The organism is Variovorax sp. 679 (assembly GCF_003952185.1).
Taxonomy (GTDB): domain Bacteria; phylum Pseudomonadota; class Gammaproteobacteria; order Burkholderiales; family Burkholderiaceae_C; genus Variovorax.
This window is the reverse complement of sequence record NZ_RXFS01000001.1, coordinates 37,407-53,264: the sequence shown is the minus strand read 5'-3', so window position 1 is coordinate 53,264 and position 15,858 is coordinate 37,407. Positions and strand designations below refer to the sequence as shown.

General features: G+C 67.5%; 20 protein-coding genes. 11 read left to right on the top strand and 9 right to left on the bottom strand.

Annotated features, from left to right (window positions below):
• Positions 1 to 170: 170 nt before the first annotated feature.
• From EJO71_RS00325 to EJO71_RS00310, 4 genes are read left to right on the top strand one after another with little or no spacing between them, the layout of a single operon-like run.
• Positions 171 to 1,043 (top strand): ATP-binding cassette domain-containing protein, encoded by an 873-nt coding sequence (locus EJO71_RS00325; RefSeq protein ID WP_125947331.1) that lies wholly within the window; start codon positions 171 to 173, stop codon positions 1,041 to 1,043.
• Positions 1,036 to 1,698 carry a methionine ABC transporter permease gene (locus EJO71_RS00320; protein ID WP_093200265.1) on the top strand — a complete coding sequence of 221 codons (663 nt, stop codon included), beginning with the start codon at positions 1,036 to 1,038 and terminating at the stop codon, positions 1,696 to 1,698. The genes EJO71_RS00325 and EJO71_RS00320 overlap by 8 nt, the downstream gene beginning before the upstream one ends.
• Before the next feature lie 32 nt (positions 1,699 to 1,730).
• Complete coding sequence (locus tag EJO71_RS00315; RefSeq protein ID WP_125947332.1) at positions 1,731 to 2,558, top strand: MetQ/NlpA family ABC transporter substrate-binding protein; 828 nt, start codon at positions 1,731 to 1,733, stop codon at positions 2,556 to 2,558.
• Between the two features lie 25 nt (positions 2,559 to 2,583).
• Positions 2,584 to 2,934, top strand: coding sequence for a hypothetical protein (locus tag EJO71_RS00310; protein WP_125947333.1), 351 nt, complete (start codon positions 2,584 to 2,586; stop codon positions 2,932 to 2,934).
• A 64-nt stretch (positions 2,935 to 2,998) separates the two neighbouring features.
• Here EJO71_RS00310 and EJO71_RS00305 read toward each other — a convergent pair whose 3' ends face one another.
• From EJO71_RS00305 to EJO71_RS00295, 3 genes are all read right to left on the bottom strand, one after another.
• Positions 2,999 to 4,351, bottom strand: coding sequence for an LLM class flavin-dependent oxidoreductase (locus EJO71_RS00305; protein ID WP_125947334.1), 1,353 nt, complete (start codon positions 4,349 to 4,351; stop codon positions 2,999 to 3,001).
• Positions 4,348 to 5,181, bottom strand: coding sequence for a MetQ/NlpA family ABC transporter substrate-binding protein (locus EJO71_RS00300; protein ID WP_125947335.1), 834 nt, complete (start codon positions 5,179 to 5,181; stop codon positions 4,348 to 4,350). Before EJO71_RS00300 ends, EJO71_RS00305 begins: the two co-directional genes overlap by 4 nt.
• Before the next feature lie 103 nt (positions 5,182 to 5,284).
• Entirely contained in the window at positions 5,285 to 6,187 is a 903-nt protein-coding gene (locus EJO71_RS00295) for a LysR family transcriptional regulator (protein ID WP_125947336.1), read from the bottom strand.
• Positions 6,188 to 6,314: 127 nt separating this feature from the next.
• Between EJO71_RS00295 and EJO71_RS00290 the strand changes: the two genes are divergently transcribed.
• Positions 6,315 to 7,325, top strand: coding sequence for an aldo/keto reductase (locus tag EJO71_RS00290; RefSeq protein WP_125947337.1), 1,011 nt, complete (start codon positions 6,315 to 6,317; stop codon positions 7,323 to 7,325).
• 6 nt (positions 7,326 to 7,331) lie between these two features.
• Here EJO71_RS00290 and EJO71_RS00285 read toward each other — a convergent pair whose 3' ends face one another.
• A complete protein-coding gene (locus EJO71_RS00285; RefSeq protein ID WP_125947338.1) occupies positions 7,332 to 8,264 on the bottom strand; it encodes an alpha/beta hydrolase in 933 nt (310 codons plus the stop codon).
• 126 nt (positions 8,265 to 8,390) lie between these two features.
• Here EJO71_RS00285 and EJO71_RS00280 point away from each other — a divergent pair, with 126 nt between their 5' ends.
• The gene (locus EJO71_RS00280) at positions 8,391 to 9,452 is read left to right on the top strand and encodes an aldo/keto reductase (protein ID WP_125947339.1); all 1,062 of its coding nucleotides are present in this window, start codon (positions 8,391 to 8,393) and stop codon (positions 9,450 to 9,452) included.
• 9 nt (positions 9,453 to 9,461) lie between these two features.
• Here the strand turns inward: EJO71_RS00280 and EJO71_RS00275 are convergent, their stop codons facing one another.
• Genes EJO71_RS00275 through EJO71_RS00265 form a run of 3 tightly spaced genes read right to left on the bottom strand, consistent with a single transcriptional unit; the run spans position 9,462 to position 10,814 of the window.
• A complete protein-coding gene (locus EJO71_RS00275; protein ID WP_125947340.1) occupies positions 9,462 to 10,028 on the bottom strand; it encodes a hypothetical protein in 567 nt (188 codons plus the stop codon).
• Entirely contained in the window at positions 10,028 to 10,249 is a 222-nt protein-coding gene (locus EJO71_RS00270; RefSeq protein ID WP_125947341.1) for a helix-turn-helix transcriptional regulator, read from the bottom strand. Before EJO71_RS00270 ends, EJO71_RS00275 begins: the two co-directional genes overlap by 1 nt.
• A gap of 7 nt (positions 10,250 to 10,256) precedes the next feature.
• Complete coding sequence (locus tag EJO71_RS00265) at positions 10,257 to 10,814, bottom strand: DUF2975 domain-containing protein (protein ID WP_125947342.1); 558 nt, start codon at positions 10,812 to 10,814, stop codon at positions 10,257 to 10,259.
• 91 nt (positions 10,815 to 10,905) lie between these two features.
• Here EJO71_RS00265 and EJO71_RS00260 point away from each other — a divergent pair, with 91 nt between their 5' ends.
• From EJO71_RS00260 to EJO71_RS00250, 3 genes are all read left to right on the top strand, one after another.
• Positions 10,906 to 11,400: an aminoacyl-tRNA deacylase gene (locus EJO71_RS00260; protein ID WP_125947343.1), complete on the top strand. Its 495-nt coding sequence runs from the start codon at positions 10,906 to 10,908 to the stop codon at positions 11,398 to 11,400.
• A gap of 97 nt (positions 11,401 to 11,497) precedes the next feature.
• The gene (gene plsY / locus EJO71_RS00255; RefSeq protein ID WP_125947344.1) at positions 11,498 to 12,136 is read left to right on the top strand and encodes a glycerol-3-phosphate 1-O-acyltransferase PlsY; all 639 of its coding nucleotides are present in this window, start codon (positions 11,498 to 11,500) and stop codon (positions 12,134 to 12,136) included.
• A 16-nt stretch (positions 12,137 to 12,152) separates the two neighbouring features.
• Positions 12,153 to 12,506, top strand: coding sequence for a RidA family protein (locus EJO71_RS00250; protein ID WP_093200323.1), 354 nt, complete (start codon positions 12,153 to 12,155; stop codon positions 12,504 to 12,506).
• A 117-nt stretch (positions 12,507 to 12,623) separates the two neighbouring features.
• Here the strand turns inward: EJO71_RS00250 and EJO71_RS00245 are convergent, their stop codons facing one another.
• A complete protein-coding gene (locus tag EJO71_RS00245) occupies positions 12,624 to 13,268 on the bottom strand; it encodes a TIGR02281 family clan AA aspartic protease (protein ID WP_125947345.1) in 645 nt (214 codons plus the stop codon).
• A 141-nt stretch (positions 13,269 to 13,409) separates the two neighbouring features.
• Positions 13,410 to 13,895: a YajQ family cyclic di-GMP-binding protein gene (locus tag EJO71_RS00240; RefSeq protein ID WP_125947346.1), complete on the bottom strand. Its 486-nt coding sequence runs from the start codon at positions 13,893 to 13,895 to the stop codon at positions 13,410 to 13,412.
• A 47-nt stretch (positions 13,896 to 13,942) separates the two neighbouring features.
• On the opposite strand from EJO71_RS00240, the gene murB reads away from it, so the two are divergent.
• On the top strand, positions 13,943 to 14,995 hold the full coding sequence (gene murB, locus EJO71_RS00235) for a UDP-N-acetylmuramate dehydrogenase (protein WP_125947347.1): 1,053 nt from the start codon (positions 13,943 to 13,945) through the stop codon (positions 14,993 to 14,995).
• Between the two features lie 16 nt (positions 14,996 to 15,011).
• Complete coding sequence (locus tag EJO71_RS00230; RefSeq protein WP_125947348.1) at positions 15,012 to 15,848, top strand: hypothetical protein; 837 nt, start codon at positions 15,012 to 15,014, stop codon at positions 15,846 to 15,848.
• Positions 15,849 to 15,858: the final 10 nt, after the last annotated feature.

The window sequence follows — 15,858 nt, the reverse complement described above, 5'->3', positions numbered from 1 at the left end:
GCGCATATCGATATGGCGTGTCGAACTCGCTACACCATCTTCTTATGTGCAGATGCATATAAACAGCATCCTTTTTGTTCGTTCCCTTTCGCTGCGTTTCTTTTCATACTCGGCACCTTTTTTCGAACCTACGCGACTTGCGCCACCCGCGCGGGCCGCGCTTCTTCTCCATGACCCACCCTACGCCTGACCAGGGCCGCGGCGATCACGCGGCGCCAGTCATCCGTCTCCAATCGGTGCAGAAATCGTTCGCCTTGCCCAACGGCGAGGTGTTCGACGCCGTGCAATCGCTATCGCTCGACATCCAGCAGGGCGACGTGTTCGGCCTGATCGGCAAGAGCGGCGCCGGCAAGTCCACGCTGCTGCGCCTCATCAACCTGCTCGAGCGGCCCGACGCGGGCCAGGTCTTCGTCGGCGGGCGCGACCTCACCACGCTCTCGCGCAGCGAGCTGCGCGACACGCGCCAGAACATCGGCATGATCTTCCAGCAGTTCAACCTGCTGCAGAACGCCACGGTGTTCGACAACGTGGCCTTTCCGCTGAAGATCCACGGCCGCCACTCCAAGGCCGAGATCGACGCGCGCGTGCGCGAGTGCCTGGCCCTGGTCGGCCTGGTCGAGAAGATCGACACCTACCCGGCCCAGCTCTCCGGCGGCCAGAAGCAGCGCGTGGCCATCGCCCGCGCGCTGGCGCCGCGCCCGCAGGTGCTGCTGTGCGATGAGCCCACCTCGGCGCTCGATTCCGAAACCACCCGCTCGCTGCTGGAGACGTTGCGCGACATCAACCAGAAGATCGGCGTGACCATCGTGATCGTCACGCATGAACTGTCGGTGGTCGAGGTGCTGTGCCGCAACGTGGCCATCCTCGAGAAGGGCCGGCTGGTTGAGCAGTTTGCGGTCGACGCTGCAGGCGCCGCCGAGCGCAAGACCGCGCTGGGCCGCGAGATCGACGAACTGGTGCGCCGCCGCGAGCGCGAGGCGCGCGAATCGCGCTCGGCGCAATCGCCGGCGCAGTTCGGTGCACAGGAGCTGGCCTATGTTTGAGAACATCGCCCCCATCCTCCCCGAGCTGTGGGTCGCTACCGGCCAGACCTTCATGATGCTGGCCATCGGCCTTTCGGCCGCCGTGCTGATCGGCGGGCCGCTGGGCATCCTGCTGTTCCTGTTGGGGCCGGGCCAGTCGCTGGAGAACAAGCCGGCGTTCCTGGTGCTCAACTGGCTGGTAAACACGGTGCGCTCGTTCCCCTTCATCATCCTGCTGGTGGCGCTGGTGCCGTTCACGCGGGTGATCGCGGGCACGTCGATCGGGCCGCTGGCGGCCGCGGTGCCGCTGTCGTTCGCGGCCATTCCCTACCTGGCGCGGCTGGTCGACCAGTGCCTGCGCGAAGTGCCGCGCGGCGTGATCGAGGCGGCGCACGCCATGGGTGCGACCGAGCTGCAGATCGTCTGGCGCGTGCTGCTGGTCGAGGCCCGCTCGGGCCTGGTGCTGGCGCTGACGGTGCTGGCCGTGAGCTTCCTCTCGTACTCCGCCGTGGCCGGCGTGGTGGGCGGCGGCGGCATCGGCGACCTGGCCATCCGCTACGGCTACTACCGTTTCCAGACCGACGTGATGGTGCTCACCGTGGCGCTGCTCGTGGTGCTGGTACAGATCCTGCAATTCGCCGGCAACGCCACGGCACGCAGGCTCGACAAGCGCTGATTCCTTTTCTTTCTTACTGTTTCTCCAATCTCATGAAGACCGTTTTCCTGCGCCGTTCCGTTCTCGCCCTGTCGCTGGCAGCCCTTTCGCTGGGCGGCTTCTCGCTGCAGGCCCATGCGCAAGACCCCGCCAAGAAGAACCTCGTGATCGGCGGCACCGCCGGCTCCAACGCCGACCAGCTCAAGCAGGGCATCGTGCCCATCCTCGAGAAGAAGGGCTACAAGGTGAAGCTGGTCGAGTTCAACGACTACGTGCAGCCCAACCTCGCGCTGGCCCAGGGCTCGCTCGATGCCAACTTCTTCCAGCATCAGGTCTACCTGAAGAAGTTCGCGGTCGACCAGAAGCTCGACCTCGCCGAACTGGTGCAGGGCCCGATCGCGCCCATGGGCGTGTACTCGACCAAGCGCAAGACGCTGGCCGACGTGAAGGAAGGCGATCGTGTGACGCTGCCGAACGACCCGAGCAACCTGGCCCGCGCGCTGGTGCTGCTGGAGCAGAACAAGCTGATCACCATCAAAGCCGGCATCGACCCGCTGCGCGCGTCCGAAAAGGACGTGGCCGAGAACCCGAAGAAGCTGAAGTTCATTCCGCTCGAAGCCGCCCAGCTGCCGCGCTCGCTCGGCGACACCGAGTACGCCATCGTCAACGGCAACTTCGCGATCTCGTCGGGCCTGAAGCTCACCGAGGCTGTGGTGCTCGAGAAGACGCCCGACTACTACCTGAATGTGGTCGCCGTGAAGACCGCCGACAAGAACACCCAGTGGGCCAAGGACATCGCCGAGGCCTACCGATCGAAGGAATTCAAGGCGGTGGTCGACAGCAAGTTCCAGGGCTACGCCAAGCCCAGCTTCCTGCAATAACTCTTCCTTCGGAAAAGGACATCCCATGCCCGTTCTGGCCGTATTCGATGCTCAGGGAAGCTGGCGCGACACGCATGTGTGCGACGGCTGGATCACCGAACACCTGGCCGGGCAGGGCGTGAGCTGGGGGCGCGGCAAGAAGAAGGGGCAGCGCGTGCTCGACAGCGCGGGCTTGTTCTATGTGCCGACCGCCGACGGCTATCTGGGGCTGCTGCTGGAAGCCGGCGAGTGGGCCTCGATGCCGGCGGGCAAGCCGCATTTCTTCGATGCGGGCGAGGCCGAATCCATCGAGGGCCTTCCCGCGGAGCTGCCGCTCTTCGAGGCCTTCGTCGAGGAAGTGCTGTCGCTCACGGGCAACGACGCCGACGAGGAGTGACGAAAAGGAAAACGAAAAAGGCCGCGGTTCTCGCGGCCTTTTACTTTGCCTTGCCTGTCGCGCTTCAGGCAGCCAGTCGTTGCGCCGTTCTCCCGCCAGGCCGCGCCAGCCCCAAGTGATCGCGCAGCGTGCGCCCCTCGTACTCCGTGCGGAAGATCCCGCGCTTGCGCAGGATCGGCACCACGCCGTCCACGAAATCCTGCAGCCCGTGCGGCAGCGCATCTGGCATCAGGTTGAACCCGTCTGCCGCACCCGCCTTGAACCAGCGCTCGATGTCGTCCGCGATCTGCTCCGGCGTGCCGACGATCACACGGTGCCCGCCGCCGCCCGCGAGTTCGCGGATCAGCTGGCGCACCGTGTAGCCGTGCGTGCGGCCTGCCGCGACCACCGCGTTGAAGAAGGTGTGGTTGCCGTTGCCATTGGCGGGCAGCGGCAGGTTGTCGGGCAGGCGCTCGTCCAGCTTCAGCCGGTCGGGCGTGATGCCCAGCGTGCCGGCGATGCGCGTGAGGCTGTAGTCCCACGGGATCAGGTCGACCAGTTCGTCGCGCCGGCGAATGGCTTCGGCCTCGGTGGAGCCGACGATGGTGGTCAGGCCCGCGAGCACCTTGACCGCGTCGGGGCCGCGGCCCAGTTCGGCGGCGCGCGTCTTCAGCGCGCTGGCATAGGCCAGCGACTCCTCGAAAGACTGCGAGGCCGAGAACACCGCCTCCGCGTGGCGCGACGCCAGCTCGCGCCCGTCAGCGGAAGCCCCGGCCTGCACCAGCACCGGGTGCCCCTGCGGCGGGCGAGGCAGGTTCAGCGGCCCCTGCACCGCGAAGTGTTCGCCGCGGTGCGCAATGGCATGCACCTTGGTCGTGTCGATGAAGCTGCCGGTGGCCTTGTCGCCGACGAAGGCGTCGTCTTCCCAGCTGTCCCACAGCGCCTTCACGATGTCGGTGAACTCCGAGGCGCGCGCATAGCGCTTCGCATGGTCGGGCACGGTGTCGAGGCCGAAGTTCCGCGCCGAGGGCAGGTCGGCCGTGGTCACCACGTTCCAGCCCGCGCGGCCGCCGCTCACATGGTCGAGCGTGGCGAAGCGGCGGGCGATGTTGTAGGGCTCGTTGTAGCTGGTCGATGCGGTGGCGATCAGGCCGATGTGCGTGGTGGCAGCGGCCACGCAGGCCAGCAGCACCGTGGGCTCCAGCGCGGTGATCGGGCGGAAGTGGATCTGGTCGACGATGGCCGCGTTGTCCGCGAGGAACACCGCGTCGAGCTTGCCCGCCTCGGCGATCTGCGCCGTGCGGATGTAGTGCGCGATGTCGGCGAAGGCCCGCGGATCGCTCTCCGGCAGGCGCCACGCCGAGGGCACGAAGCCCGAATGCAGGATGTTGACGTTGAGGTGCAGCTGTCGTGGCCGGGTCTTGTTCGGAAGGCTCATTGGGAGAAGTAGTCCGGCAGTCGGTAGCCGGCCCATGCCGGGTTTGCCTTGAAGAAGCGCTGGAACTCGGCGGACTGGTAGGCGGCCGCGATGTCCTGCGCGAACTTCGCCTTCTCGTTGCTGCGCTTGACGGCCACCACGTTCACGTAGGGCAGCGTCATGTTCTCCAGCTTCAGCGCCTCGGTGAGCTTGAGCCCCGAGGCGATCGCGAAGTTGCCCTGCACGGCCGCGATGTCGGCGTCGGCCAGCGAGCGCGGGGCCTGCGCGGCTTCGAGCGGCACGAGCTTCAGGCGTTTGGGGTTGGCCACGATGTCGCGCTCCGACACCGAGATCGGGCTCACGCCCGGCTTGAGCGTCACCCAGCCGATGCCCGCGAGGATGTTGAGCGCGCGCGCCGCGTTCACCGGGTCCGAGGGCAGCGTGACGGTGGCGCCATCAGGCACCGTGTCGAGCGACTTGTGGCGCTGCGAGTAGAGGCCCATCGGCGGCGTCGGCACGTGCACCACCGGCACCAGGTCGAAGCCCTGCTGCTTGTTGGTGGCCGCTAGGTACAGCGTGTGCTGGAAGATGTTGGCGTCGATCTGGCCGCGCTCCACCGCGTCGTTGGGCTGCACGCCCTGGCTGAACTCGACGTACTTGACGGTGTAGCCCAGCTTCTTCAGCTGGGGCTCGATGCCGTTCGTGAAGGCATCGCGGTACGGGCCGGGCATGAAGCCCACGCGCAGGTCGGCGGCGTGGGCGGAAAGCTGCACAGCCAGGCTCAGGGTGAAGCCACCGAGCAGCGGTGCGAAGCGGCGCAGCCAGGACGGTGCGCGCGAAGAGGAAGACATGACGACAACTCCAGGGGGACGGCGAAAGGAGTTGGGCACTCTAGGGCGCGGCAGGTGGCGCGCGAACGAAGATTCACGCGCTTGGTTATCCGCTCGGCAAATATCAGTCGGGCTGGCTCTGCGCCTTCAGGAAATCGACGAAGGCCCGCAGCGGCGCCGGCATGTGCGTACGGCTCGGGTAGTAGAGGAAAGGCCCCGAGAAGCCTTGCCACCAGTCCTCAAGGACCGGCGCCAGCGTGCCTCGCTCGATGGAAGGGCGCAGGTACTCGTCGAAGGTGCAGATCACGCCCAGGCCCGACTCGGCCGCATGCAGCTCGAGGTCGAGCATCGATGCGATGAGCGGCCCGCTCGGCGTGATCTTCACGGTCTTGCCCTTGCGCACGAAGCCCCAGGCCGCGAGCACGCCACTGGGAAAGCGATGGCCGATGCAGGCGTGCCGCAGCAGGTCGGTCGGGTGCTTCGGCACGCCGTGCTCGGCGAGGTAGGCCGGCGATGCCGCGGCCACGAACCGCTGGGTGCGTGGGCCCAGGGGCACGGCGATCATGTCGCGGGCGATGCTCTCGTCGTAGCGCACTCCCGCGTCGAAGCCGGCCGCGAGCACGTCGATGAAGGTGTCGTTGGTCGTGATCTCCAGCGTGATGCCCGGGTGCGTGCGCAGGAAGCGGCTGGCCAGCGGCGGCAGCACGCGCTGCGCCACGATGGTCGGCACGTTGAGCCGCAGGGTGCCGGTGGGGCTGTCGCGAAAGCTGTTGAGCGTGTCGAGCGCGCCGGCGATGTCGTCCAGCGCGGGCGAGATGCGGTCGAGCAGCCGCTGGCCCGCTTCGGTCGGCGTCACGCTGCGCGTGGTGCGGTTCAGCAGTCGCACGTCCAGCTGCGCTTCGAGCCTGCGCATGGCCTCGCTCAGCGAGGAGGGCGATACGCCCCGCAAGGCGGCCGCGCCCCGGAAACCACGCGCGCGGGTGACTGCCACGAAGGCGCCCAAGTCGGAGAGATCGGGTTCGGTCATCGCGAGATTGTGCGTTTTTCCGCACAACCCGTGCGATGGCGGACGGATTATCGAACGGCGTGTTTGCTTCCAGACTACCGCCATGCCGCTCGCCATCGCGTCCGGCTCCCCTGAAAGGACAGCTCCAATGAACACACTCCAACTCGGTGCTACCGGCCCCAAGGTCTCGGCCATCGGCCTCGGCTGCATGGGCATGTCGGGCATGTACGGCCCCTCCGACCGCGCGGAAAGCATCGCCACCATCCACGCAGCCATGGACACGGGCATCACCCTGCTCGACACCGGCGACTTCTACGGCAGCGGCCACAACGAGATGCTGATCGGTGAGGCCCTGAAGGGCCTGAAGCCCTCGCAGCGCGATGCGGCTTTGGTCAGCGTGAAGTTCGGCGCCATGCGCGACCCGGCCGGCGGCTGGGTCGGCTACGACGCGCGGCCGGCTGCGGTGAAGAACTTCGCGACCTATTCGCTGCAGCGCCTGGGCGTGGACCACATCGACATCTACCGTCCGGCCCGGCTCGACCCGAACGTGCCGATCGAGGACACGGTGGGCGCCATCGCCGACCTGGTGAAGGCGGGCTACGTGCGCCACATCGGCCTGTCGGAAGTGGGCTCGAACACCATCCGCAAAGCGGCGGCGGTGCATCCGGTCTGCGACCTGCAGATCGAGTATTCGCTGATCTCCCGCGGCATCGAGGACGACATCCTCGCCACCTGCCGCGAACTGGGCATCGGCATCACCGCTTATGGTGTGCTGTCGCGCGGACTGATCAGTGGGCACTGGAAGAAGGATGCCGCGGGCGCGAAGGATTTCCGCGCGCACAGCCCGCGCTTCCAGGGCGAGAACGTGGATCGCAACCTCGCGCTGGTCGAGGCGCTGCGCAGGATCGCCGACGCGAAGGGCGTGACCGTCGCGCAGATCGCCATCGCATGGGTGGCTGCGCAGGGCGAGGACATCGTGCCGCTGGTCGGCGCGCGGCAGCGCACGCGGCTCGACGAAGCGCTCGGCGCGTTGAACGTGAAGCTGGGGCCCGATGATTTCGCGGCCATCGAGCGCGCCGTGCCGAAGGGCGCCGCCGCCGGCGACCGCTATGCAGCGGCGCAGATGGCGAGCCTGGACAGCGAATCGCGCCGCGGTTGAATTGCTTCAGCCCGCCGCCAGGAAGTCTTCGATCATCCGCGCCACGATCTGCGGCTGGTCGTGATGCAGCATGTGGCCGGCGTCTTCCAGGCGCTCGATGCGCACGTTGCCGACCGACTTCAGGCGCTCGTGGAATTCGTCGAGCGTGTAGCGGTTCTTCCACCAGCCCTGCAGGCTGTCGTCGGAGGCCTCGACCATCAGCAGCGGCGCGGTGATGCGCGAATAGAGCGCCAGCGTTTCGTCGACGCGGAAGATGTGTGCGTTGACGATCTTGTGCGCCGCCTCGCCGAGGATCTGCCAGCGCTCGCTGCCGTCGGGCTGCGCGTGGTTCACCGACCAGTGGCTGGCGAGCCAGTTGGCCTTGTCGGGCGTGAGGCGCGGGTTGGTCTTCATGAGGCGGCGGGCCACGCCGTCCACGGCCGAGTAGCCGGCCAGCGCCATCTCGCCGCGGTGCAGGCGCTTGAGTTCGTCGATCCACTGGCCGTAGCGCGCGGGGGCTTCGTCGGGCTTGCGCGCGGGCATGCCGAAGCCTTCGAGGTTGACGAGGCGGCGGATGCGTTGGGGCCGCACGCCGGCGTAGTGCATGGCGACGTTGCCGCCCATGCTGTGGCCGACGAGGTCGACCTGCCGGCCGCTTTCGCCTTCGCCCGCGTAGTGGTCGAGCAGCCACTCGAGGTCCGCCAGGTAGTCGGCGAGCCAGTAGTTGTCGACGCCGCCGCCGTCGGTGAGGCCGAAGCCGCGCCAGTCGGGGGCGATGATGAAGCGGTCTTCTTCCATCGCGTCGACCACGAACTGCCACGACGCTGCCACGTCCATCCAGCCGTGCACCAGCACCAGCGGCGGGCGCGTGTCGGAAGGCTGGCCCCACAGCCGCACGTGGTAGCTGAGGTTGCGCACGGGCACGAATTCGCTGCGGGAGGGGCGGAGGGCTTGGTACATGGGCGTCGATGATAAGGAGGCCTTTGTACTGACGCAGTCCGGCACAGGACAGTGCTCGGACGCGCGGCGCTCGGGTTTTGGCGCGCCGGCCAGCGGGCCATGGGGCAGGGCGGTAGCATCCCGCGCATGAAAAAGATCCAACTCGGTCAAAGCGACCTGCACGTCACCCCGATCTGCCTCGGCACGATGACCTTCGGCGAACAGGTCGACGAGCCCACCTCCCACGCCATCCTGAGTCGCTCGCTGGAGCGGGGCGTCGATTTCATCGACACCGCCGAGATGTACTCGGTGCCCACGCGCAAGGAAACCTACAGCGTCACCGAGACCATCATCGGCAACTGGTTCGCCGCCAACCCCGGCGCGCGCGAGAAGCTGGTGGTTGCGACCAAGGTGGCCGGCCCCTCGCGCGGCATGCCCTGGGTGCGTGAAGGCAGCGGCATGACGGCGGCCGACATCGAGGCCTCGTGCAACGCCAGCCTGAAGCGGCTGCGCACCGACGTCATCGACCTGTACCAGATCCACTGGCCCGAGCGCCACGTGCCGCTGTTCGGCAACATCTACTACGACCCGGCGAAGGAAACCTCGAAGACGCCGATCCACGAGCAGCTCGAGGCGCTGGGCAAGCTGGTGAAGGCGGGCAAGGTGCGCGCCATCGGCCTGTCGAACGAAACGCCCTACGGCGTGCACGAGTTCGTGCGGCTGGCCGAGCAGCACGGGCTGCCGCGTGTGGCCACGGTGCAGAACGTGTACAGCCTCATCAGCCGCGGCCACGAGAACGGGTTGGACGAAACGATGCACCGGCTGGGTGTTTCGCTGCTGGCGTATTCGCCGCTGGCCTTCGGCCTGCTGACGGGCAAGTACGACCAGAGCGGCATCGAGGGGCCGGATGCGCCGAAGGGCGCGCGCATCTCCAGCTACGAATCGGTGCGCAAGCAGCGCTGGGGCCGCCCCGATTCGCTGCGCGCCGCGAAGCGCTACAACCAGCTCGCGCGAGACAACGGCCTGACGCCGACGCAGTTGGCGCTGGCCTTCTGCTACACCAAGTGGCAGGTGGCGAGCACGATCATCGGCGTGACCTCGCTGGCGCAGCTGGAAGAAGACCTGGACGCGTACGGCACCACGCTGTCGCCGGAAGTGCTGGCCGAGATCGACAAGATCCGCTGGGAAATCCGCGACCCTGCGGCGTGAGTCAGTAGATCAACGGGCGCATTCGCCCTGGGCTGCTGCCAGCGCGAGCGCGGGCAGGCTCAACAGGCCCATGTTGCTGCCCTTGAACTGGCCCTTCATGCAGTCGCCGTGCGCGGCCCCCGCGACGCCTGCGCTCAACCTCGAATCGAAGGCCGGGCGCGGGCTGCCGTTGAGGTCCTGGCTGGCCCGGTCGGCAAAGGAGCGCTCGCGGCCCACGTCGCGCAGGGCGCGACGGGTGCTTTCCGAGTTGAGGATCAGGGGCGGGAGGCTTGTGGTTTGCGGCGGCTCCGCGGCTGCGGTCGGTGCAGTGGGTGCCGTGATCGAGTTGTCGCGAGTGGCGATGGTCGAACGCCTGGTTGCCGGGCGCAAGGCCGGAGCTCGCGGCACTGCTTCCTTCAGCCGCGCAGGAGGCGCGGCCTTCACGGGAGGCACGACCTGCACCACTTCCATGGCGATGCGCTTCGGCGGGCCGGCAATGCTGCCATGCGGCTTCGTAGCGACCACCAGCAGCCAGAGCCCCGCCGCGTGCATCGCCACCACGGCCAGCACGAGCGCCGTCAGGGCGGGGCGGCGCATCAGCCCTCTGGCGGCGGTGGCGGCTGCCACTCGAGCAGGTCGCCAGGCTGGCATTGCAGCGCCTCGCAGATGCGCTCCAGCGTGTCGAAGCGCACGCCGCGCACCTTGCCGCTCTTGAGCAGCGAGAGATTCTGTTCGGTGATGCCGACATGCTCCGCCAGTTCGCGCGAGCGCATCTTGCGGCGGGCGAGCATCACATCGAGGTTCACGACGATGGGCATGGCGGGATCAGACGAAGCCGGCGTTGTCGTCGGCCAGGCGCCGGGCCTCGACCATGACGCGGGCGATGGCCACGAGCACGGCGCCGAAGAGGATGTGCAGGCAGTCGAACCACGCGATGCTGATCGACAGGAAGCGCTGGCCCGGCGGGTTGCCGATGCTGAGCGCCACGGTCATCAGTCCGCGCGCCAGCGGAAGCAGCAACGCCAGCAGCAGCACGGCCCACGCGAATCGCACCAGCGCGTCTTGAGCCGTGGCGCCGAAGACGCGGCCACGGCCGTACTCGCCGAACAGCCGCCAGAGATGCAGCAGCGCGTAGAGGCCGCCACCCACCGGCAGCAGGCTGACCAGCGCGGTGCGCCAGCGGCCCGCTGCGTCGGCCGGCAGGTTGGGCAGGCCGAGGAAACTGCCGAGGCCGAAGATTTCGAGCCAGTCGCTGGCCGTGAGCAGCAGCACCGGCTGCGCGACAAGCAGCGCAGCCCCGGCCAGGACGAGCGCCTGCACGACCTGCGCGTGGCGCTTCAGGTAGAACGAGGGCGTGGCGGCCGGGGCTGGCGTATGCTGCATGCGTGAGCCGGTATTCAATGGGATACGGCAAATTTTTATCGTAAAACAATAAATTTCCTGAAGCAATCCTGAACCAGGGACTGCCACCGAGATGGCCAAGAAGAGCACCCACACCTCCGAGACACCCGCTACGCAGTTGCTGCGCGCGCACAAGATCGCCTTTACCGAGCACCCCTACGAGTACGTCGAGCATGGCGGCGCGCAGCGCGGCGCCGAGATGCTGGGGCTGGACCCGTTCACCGTCATCAAGACGCTGGTGATGCAGGACCAGGACGCCAAGCCGCTGATCGTGCTGATGCACGGCAACCGCACGGTGTCGACCAAGAACCTCGCGCGCCAGATCGGCGCGAAATCGGTCGAGCCCTGCAAGCCCGAGGTGGCGCAGCGGCACAGTGGCTACATGGTGGGCGGCACCTCGCCCTTCGGCACGCGGCGCGAGATGCCGGTGTATGTGGAGGCGACCGTGCTCGAGCTGCCGCGCATCGTGCTCAACGGCGGGCGGCGCGGCTACCTGATCGGCATCGATCCGCAGGTGTGCGTGGCCCTGCTGGGCGCGAAGCCCGTGCAATGCGCGCTGGCAGAATAGCCGGCGCCATGGCGACGCCACCGTCCTCTGAATTCAACCGCTGCCTCTGGCGGTCGTCGCCGGATAGAAAAACAACCATCCCTCGCGGAGTGCCGTCTTGAGTTTCACCTTGCCTTCCATCATTGCCATCGTGGCGTCGTACCTGATCGGCTCGCTTTCGTTCGCGGTCATCGTCAGCAAGGCGCTCGGCATGGCCGATCCGCGCAGCTACGGCAGCAAGAACCCCGGCGCCACCAACGTGCTGCGCTCGGGCAACAAGGGCGCGGCGCTCGCGACGCTGCTGCTCGACGCGCTCAAGGGCTGGGTGCCGGTGTTCCTGATTCACCAGTTCGGCGCGCAGTGGGGGCTGGGGGAGGGTGTTGCCGCGCTGGCCGGGCTGGCGGCGTTCCTCGGACACCTGTATCCGGTGTTCTTCGGCTTCCAGGGCGGCAAGGGCGTGGCCACCGCTGCCGGCGTGCTGGTGGGCGTCGCGCCCTGGCTGGGGCTGGCAACCGGCGCCACCTGGCTGATCATTGCCGTCTTTTTCCGCTATTCGTCGCTGTCGTCGCTGGTGGCCGCCTTCTTTGCGCCGGCCTACTACCTGATCGGCGGCGGCATCGCATGGCCGCTCGACCGCACGGCGCTGGTCGCGATCATTGCGATGAGCCTGCTCCTGATCTGGCGGCACCGCGAAAACATCCGCCGGCTCGCGGCCGGCACGGAGTCGAAGCTCGGCTCCAAGAAGAAATCAACCTGAAGAAAGAACACTCTCCATGGCTTCCATCACCCGCTATCACGTCGGCCCGCGTCTCTCGGAGACGGCCGTGCACAACGGCACCATCTACCTCGCAGGCCAGGTGCCCGACGACACCACCCAGGACATCCGCGGCCAGACCACGCAGGTGCTCGGCATGGTCGACCGCCTGCTGGCCGAGGCCGGCAGCGACAAGTCGCGCATTCTCATGACGCAGATCTTCCTGGCCGACATCAACGACATCACCGCGATGAACGAGGTGTGGGACGCATGGATTCCGGCCGGCAACACGCCGCCGCGCGCCACCGTGCAGGCCAAGATGGCCAACGCGGCCTACAAGATCGAGATCGTCGTCACGGCCGCGCAGGCCTGAGCGGCAGGGGAAGTCTGTTCGCGAGGGCCGCCGCGCACGGCCGCCCGAAGCGGCCGGCCCGCCCCCGGTAGGGGGTTGGCGAAGCGCACGCAGTGCGCGCAGCCTGGGGGCGAGCAACTAGTACCGCTTCTCGAGGACCATCTGGTCCGCGTCGCGACGCATCGAGAAGCGGTTGATGAAGCTGTTGCCCAGCAGTACGTAGGGCATGCCCTGCGGCGAGACGATGGCGTCGATGTCATACACCTCCACGTCGCCCACGCGCACCGACTGCAGGCGCAGCCGGTAGCCGGTGGTCGTGCCGTTGGCCGTGTTCATCATGACGCGCTGGCCCTTGCTGTAGTCCAGGCCGATGCGCTGTGCATCGTCGGCCGAGAGCGCGACGGCCGTCGCGCCCGTGTCGAGCATGAAGGTGACCGGCCGGCCGTTGATGGCGCCCTGCGTCATGAAGTGGCCGCGGCTGTCGGCGGACAGCACCACGCGGCTGCCGCCGCCTCCGCCACCACCCCCGCCGCCGATGCTGACCGGCGTGTCCATGCGCAGGCTGACGCGCTTGCCCTCGAGCTCGACCACCGCCTGGTCGGCCTGCAGCGACACCAGCTTCACGCCCTGGTAGCTCTCGCCGACCGCCACTGTCTTGGGCGGATTGCCATTCACGATCAGGATCGCGCGGCTGCCGATGCTGCCGGTCAGGGTGACCGAACCGGCTGCGTGCGCCACGGCAGCGGCAATGAAGAGCTGCGCTGCGACGACGAGTTTTTTCATACGAGGCTTGCTACTCCAAGTGCCGGTTGTTCGGCGTGAATAGACCAGGAATACCGCGGAACCGGCTCCGCCGGGCCGCCGGTATTGCCCCCGGCGAGGGGGGTGGCGGCCACACGAAGTGGGCAAGCCTGGGGGTGTGCGTCAATCCCTGAAGTTGTTGAAGGTGAGCGGCATGTCCGGCACGTCCTTCTTGATCAGTGCCATGGCCGCCTGCAGGTCGTCGCGCTTGGCGCCGGTGATGCGCACCGCGTCGCCCTGGATCGCGGCCTGCACCTTGAGCTTGCTGTCCTTGACGATGCGGGTGATCTTCTTGGCCTGATCGCTTTCGATGCCGCTCTTGACCTTGATGACCTGCTTGACCTTGTCGCCGCCCATCTTCTGGACGTCGCCCTTGTCGAGGAAGCGCACGTCGACGCTTCGCTTGGTGAGCTTGCTGCGCAGGATGTCCTCGACCTGGACGAGCTGGAACTCGGCGTCGCCGATCATCGTGATTTCCTTGTCCTTGAGCTCGACGGCGGCGGCCGTGCCCTTGAAATCGAAGCGCGTTGCGATTTCCTTGGCGGTGTTCTCGACTGCGTTCTTCACCTCGGGAAGGTTGGGTTCGCAGACGGTATCGAAGGACGGCATGGACTCTCTCCTGAATTCTTCACGGGTGCAGATGCGACAATTCTCCCATGATCGTGGAGTCCAACGTCCCGCTGCAGCCCTACAACAGCTTCGGCATCGTCGCGCGTGCGCAGCATCTGGCGCGCATTGCCGGCGAGGCCGATCTGGCCGCGCTGCATGCCGATCCGGCATGGCGCGACGCGCCCCGTTTCGTGCTGGGCGGCGGCAGCAACATCGTGCTGACGGGCGACGTCAAGTCGCTGGTGCTGAAGGTCGAGATCAAGGGCCTCCGGCTGCTCGAAGAAACGCCGCGTGCCTGGATCGTGGAGGCCGGCGCGGGCGAAACCTGGCACGACGCCGTCGAGTGGATGGTGCGCAACGGCTATCCGGGGCTGGAAAACCTGGCGCTCATCCCGGGCACGGTGGGCGGCTCGCCTGTGCAGAACATTGGCGCCTACGGTGTCGAACTGCAGGACCGCTTCGATTCGCTCGACGCCTTCGATCTCGAAACCGGCCGCAGCTTCACCCTCGATGCAGCTCAGTGCGCCTTCGGCTATCGCGACTCGGTCTTCAAGCACGTGCGCAGCGGCCCGAACGATTTCGGCCTGGCGGGCAAGGCTGTGATCACCCGGGTGCGCTTTCGCCTGCCCAAGCCCTGGAAGGCTGTGGTCGGCTACCTCGATCTCGAACGCAAGATGGAGGAGACCGGCAACTTCACGCCGAGCGCGCAGGACATCTTCGACTGGATCTGCGCCATCCGCCGCGCCAAGCTGCCCGACTGGCGGGTGCTGGGCAATGCCGGCAGCTTCTTCAAGAACCCGACCGTCACGCCCGAGCAGTGCGCCGACATCATCGCGCGCGACCCCAAGATCGTTCACTACCCGATGGACGACGGCAGCATCAAGCTGGCGGCCGGCTGGCTCATCGATGCCTGCGGCTGGAAGGGCAAGTCGGTGGGCAACGCCGGCGTCTACGAGCGGCAGGCGCTGGTGCTGGTCAACCGCGGCGGCCGCGAGAACCCGGTGACCGGCGGCGAGGTGATGACCCTGGCCAAGGCCATCCAGACCAGCGTGTACGAGCGCTTCGGCATCCGGCTGGAGCCTGAGCCGGTGGTAGTCTGACGGACCGTTCGGCGGCATGGATCTCGACTTCCTGCAACTGAACTACCGCCGCCGCATCGGCGCGCTGGTGTGGGCCCGCCGGGCGGTGCCGCTCGTTGCGTTGCTCGCGTTGTTCCTGGGCACGCGCCGCTGGGGCTCGGTGGTGGCGGTGATCGTGTTTGCACTGCTCTTCTCGGCGGTGCTCAAGTTCCTCGAGACCAGCCTGCGGCGCCAGTTCATCCGCGAGGCACGGCTGCCGCCTTTTCTCATCGGCAAGCTGTGCGAGGCGCACCCGCAACTCAGCCGGCGCGACGCCGAACTGGTGTTGCGCGGCCTGCGGCAGTTTTTCATGGCGCACCTGCGCAGCGACCGCAAGTTCGTGGCCATGCCCTCGAAGGTGGTCGATACGGCCTGGCACGAGTTCATCCTGCACACGCAGGGCTACCAGAACTGGTGCAAGGCGGCCTTCGGCGGCATGCTGCACCACAGCCCGGCCGAGGTGCTGGGCAGGGACGCACGGCGCAACGACGGCCTGCGCCGCACCTGGTACTGGGCCTGCAAGGAGGAGAGCATCGATCCGCGCAAGCCGGCGCGCCTGCCGCTGCTGTTTGCGCTGGACATCAAGTTCGCGATCGCCGGAGGCTTCCACTACGTGCCCGATTGCCGGGCGGTCGAGCGCCACATCGGCTCCGACTCACATTGCGGCACCAGCTTCAGCGACTCTTCGTCCGATGGTGGCAGCGCTGGCGATGCCAGCGGGTTCGGCGGCAGCGAGTCGTCGAGCAGCGGCGACGGTGGTGGATCGGGCGACGGGGGCTCATCCGACGGCGGTGGTGGATGTGGCGGTGGCTGCGGTGGAGGCGGCGGAGACTGACCCGACTCTG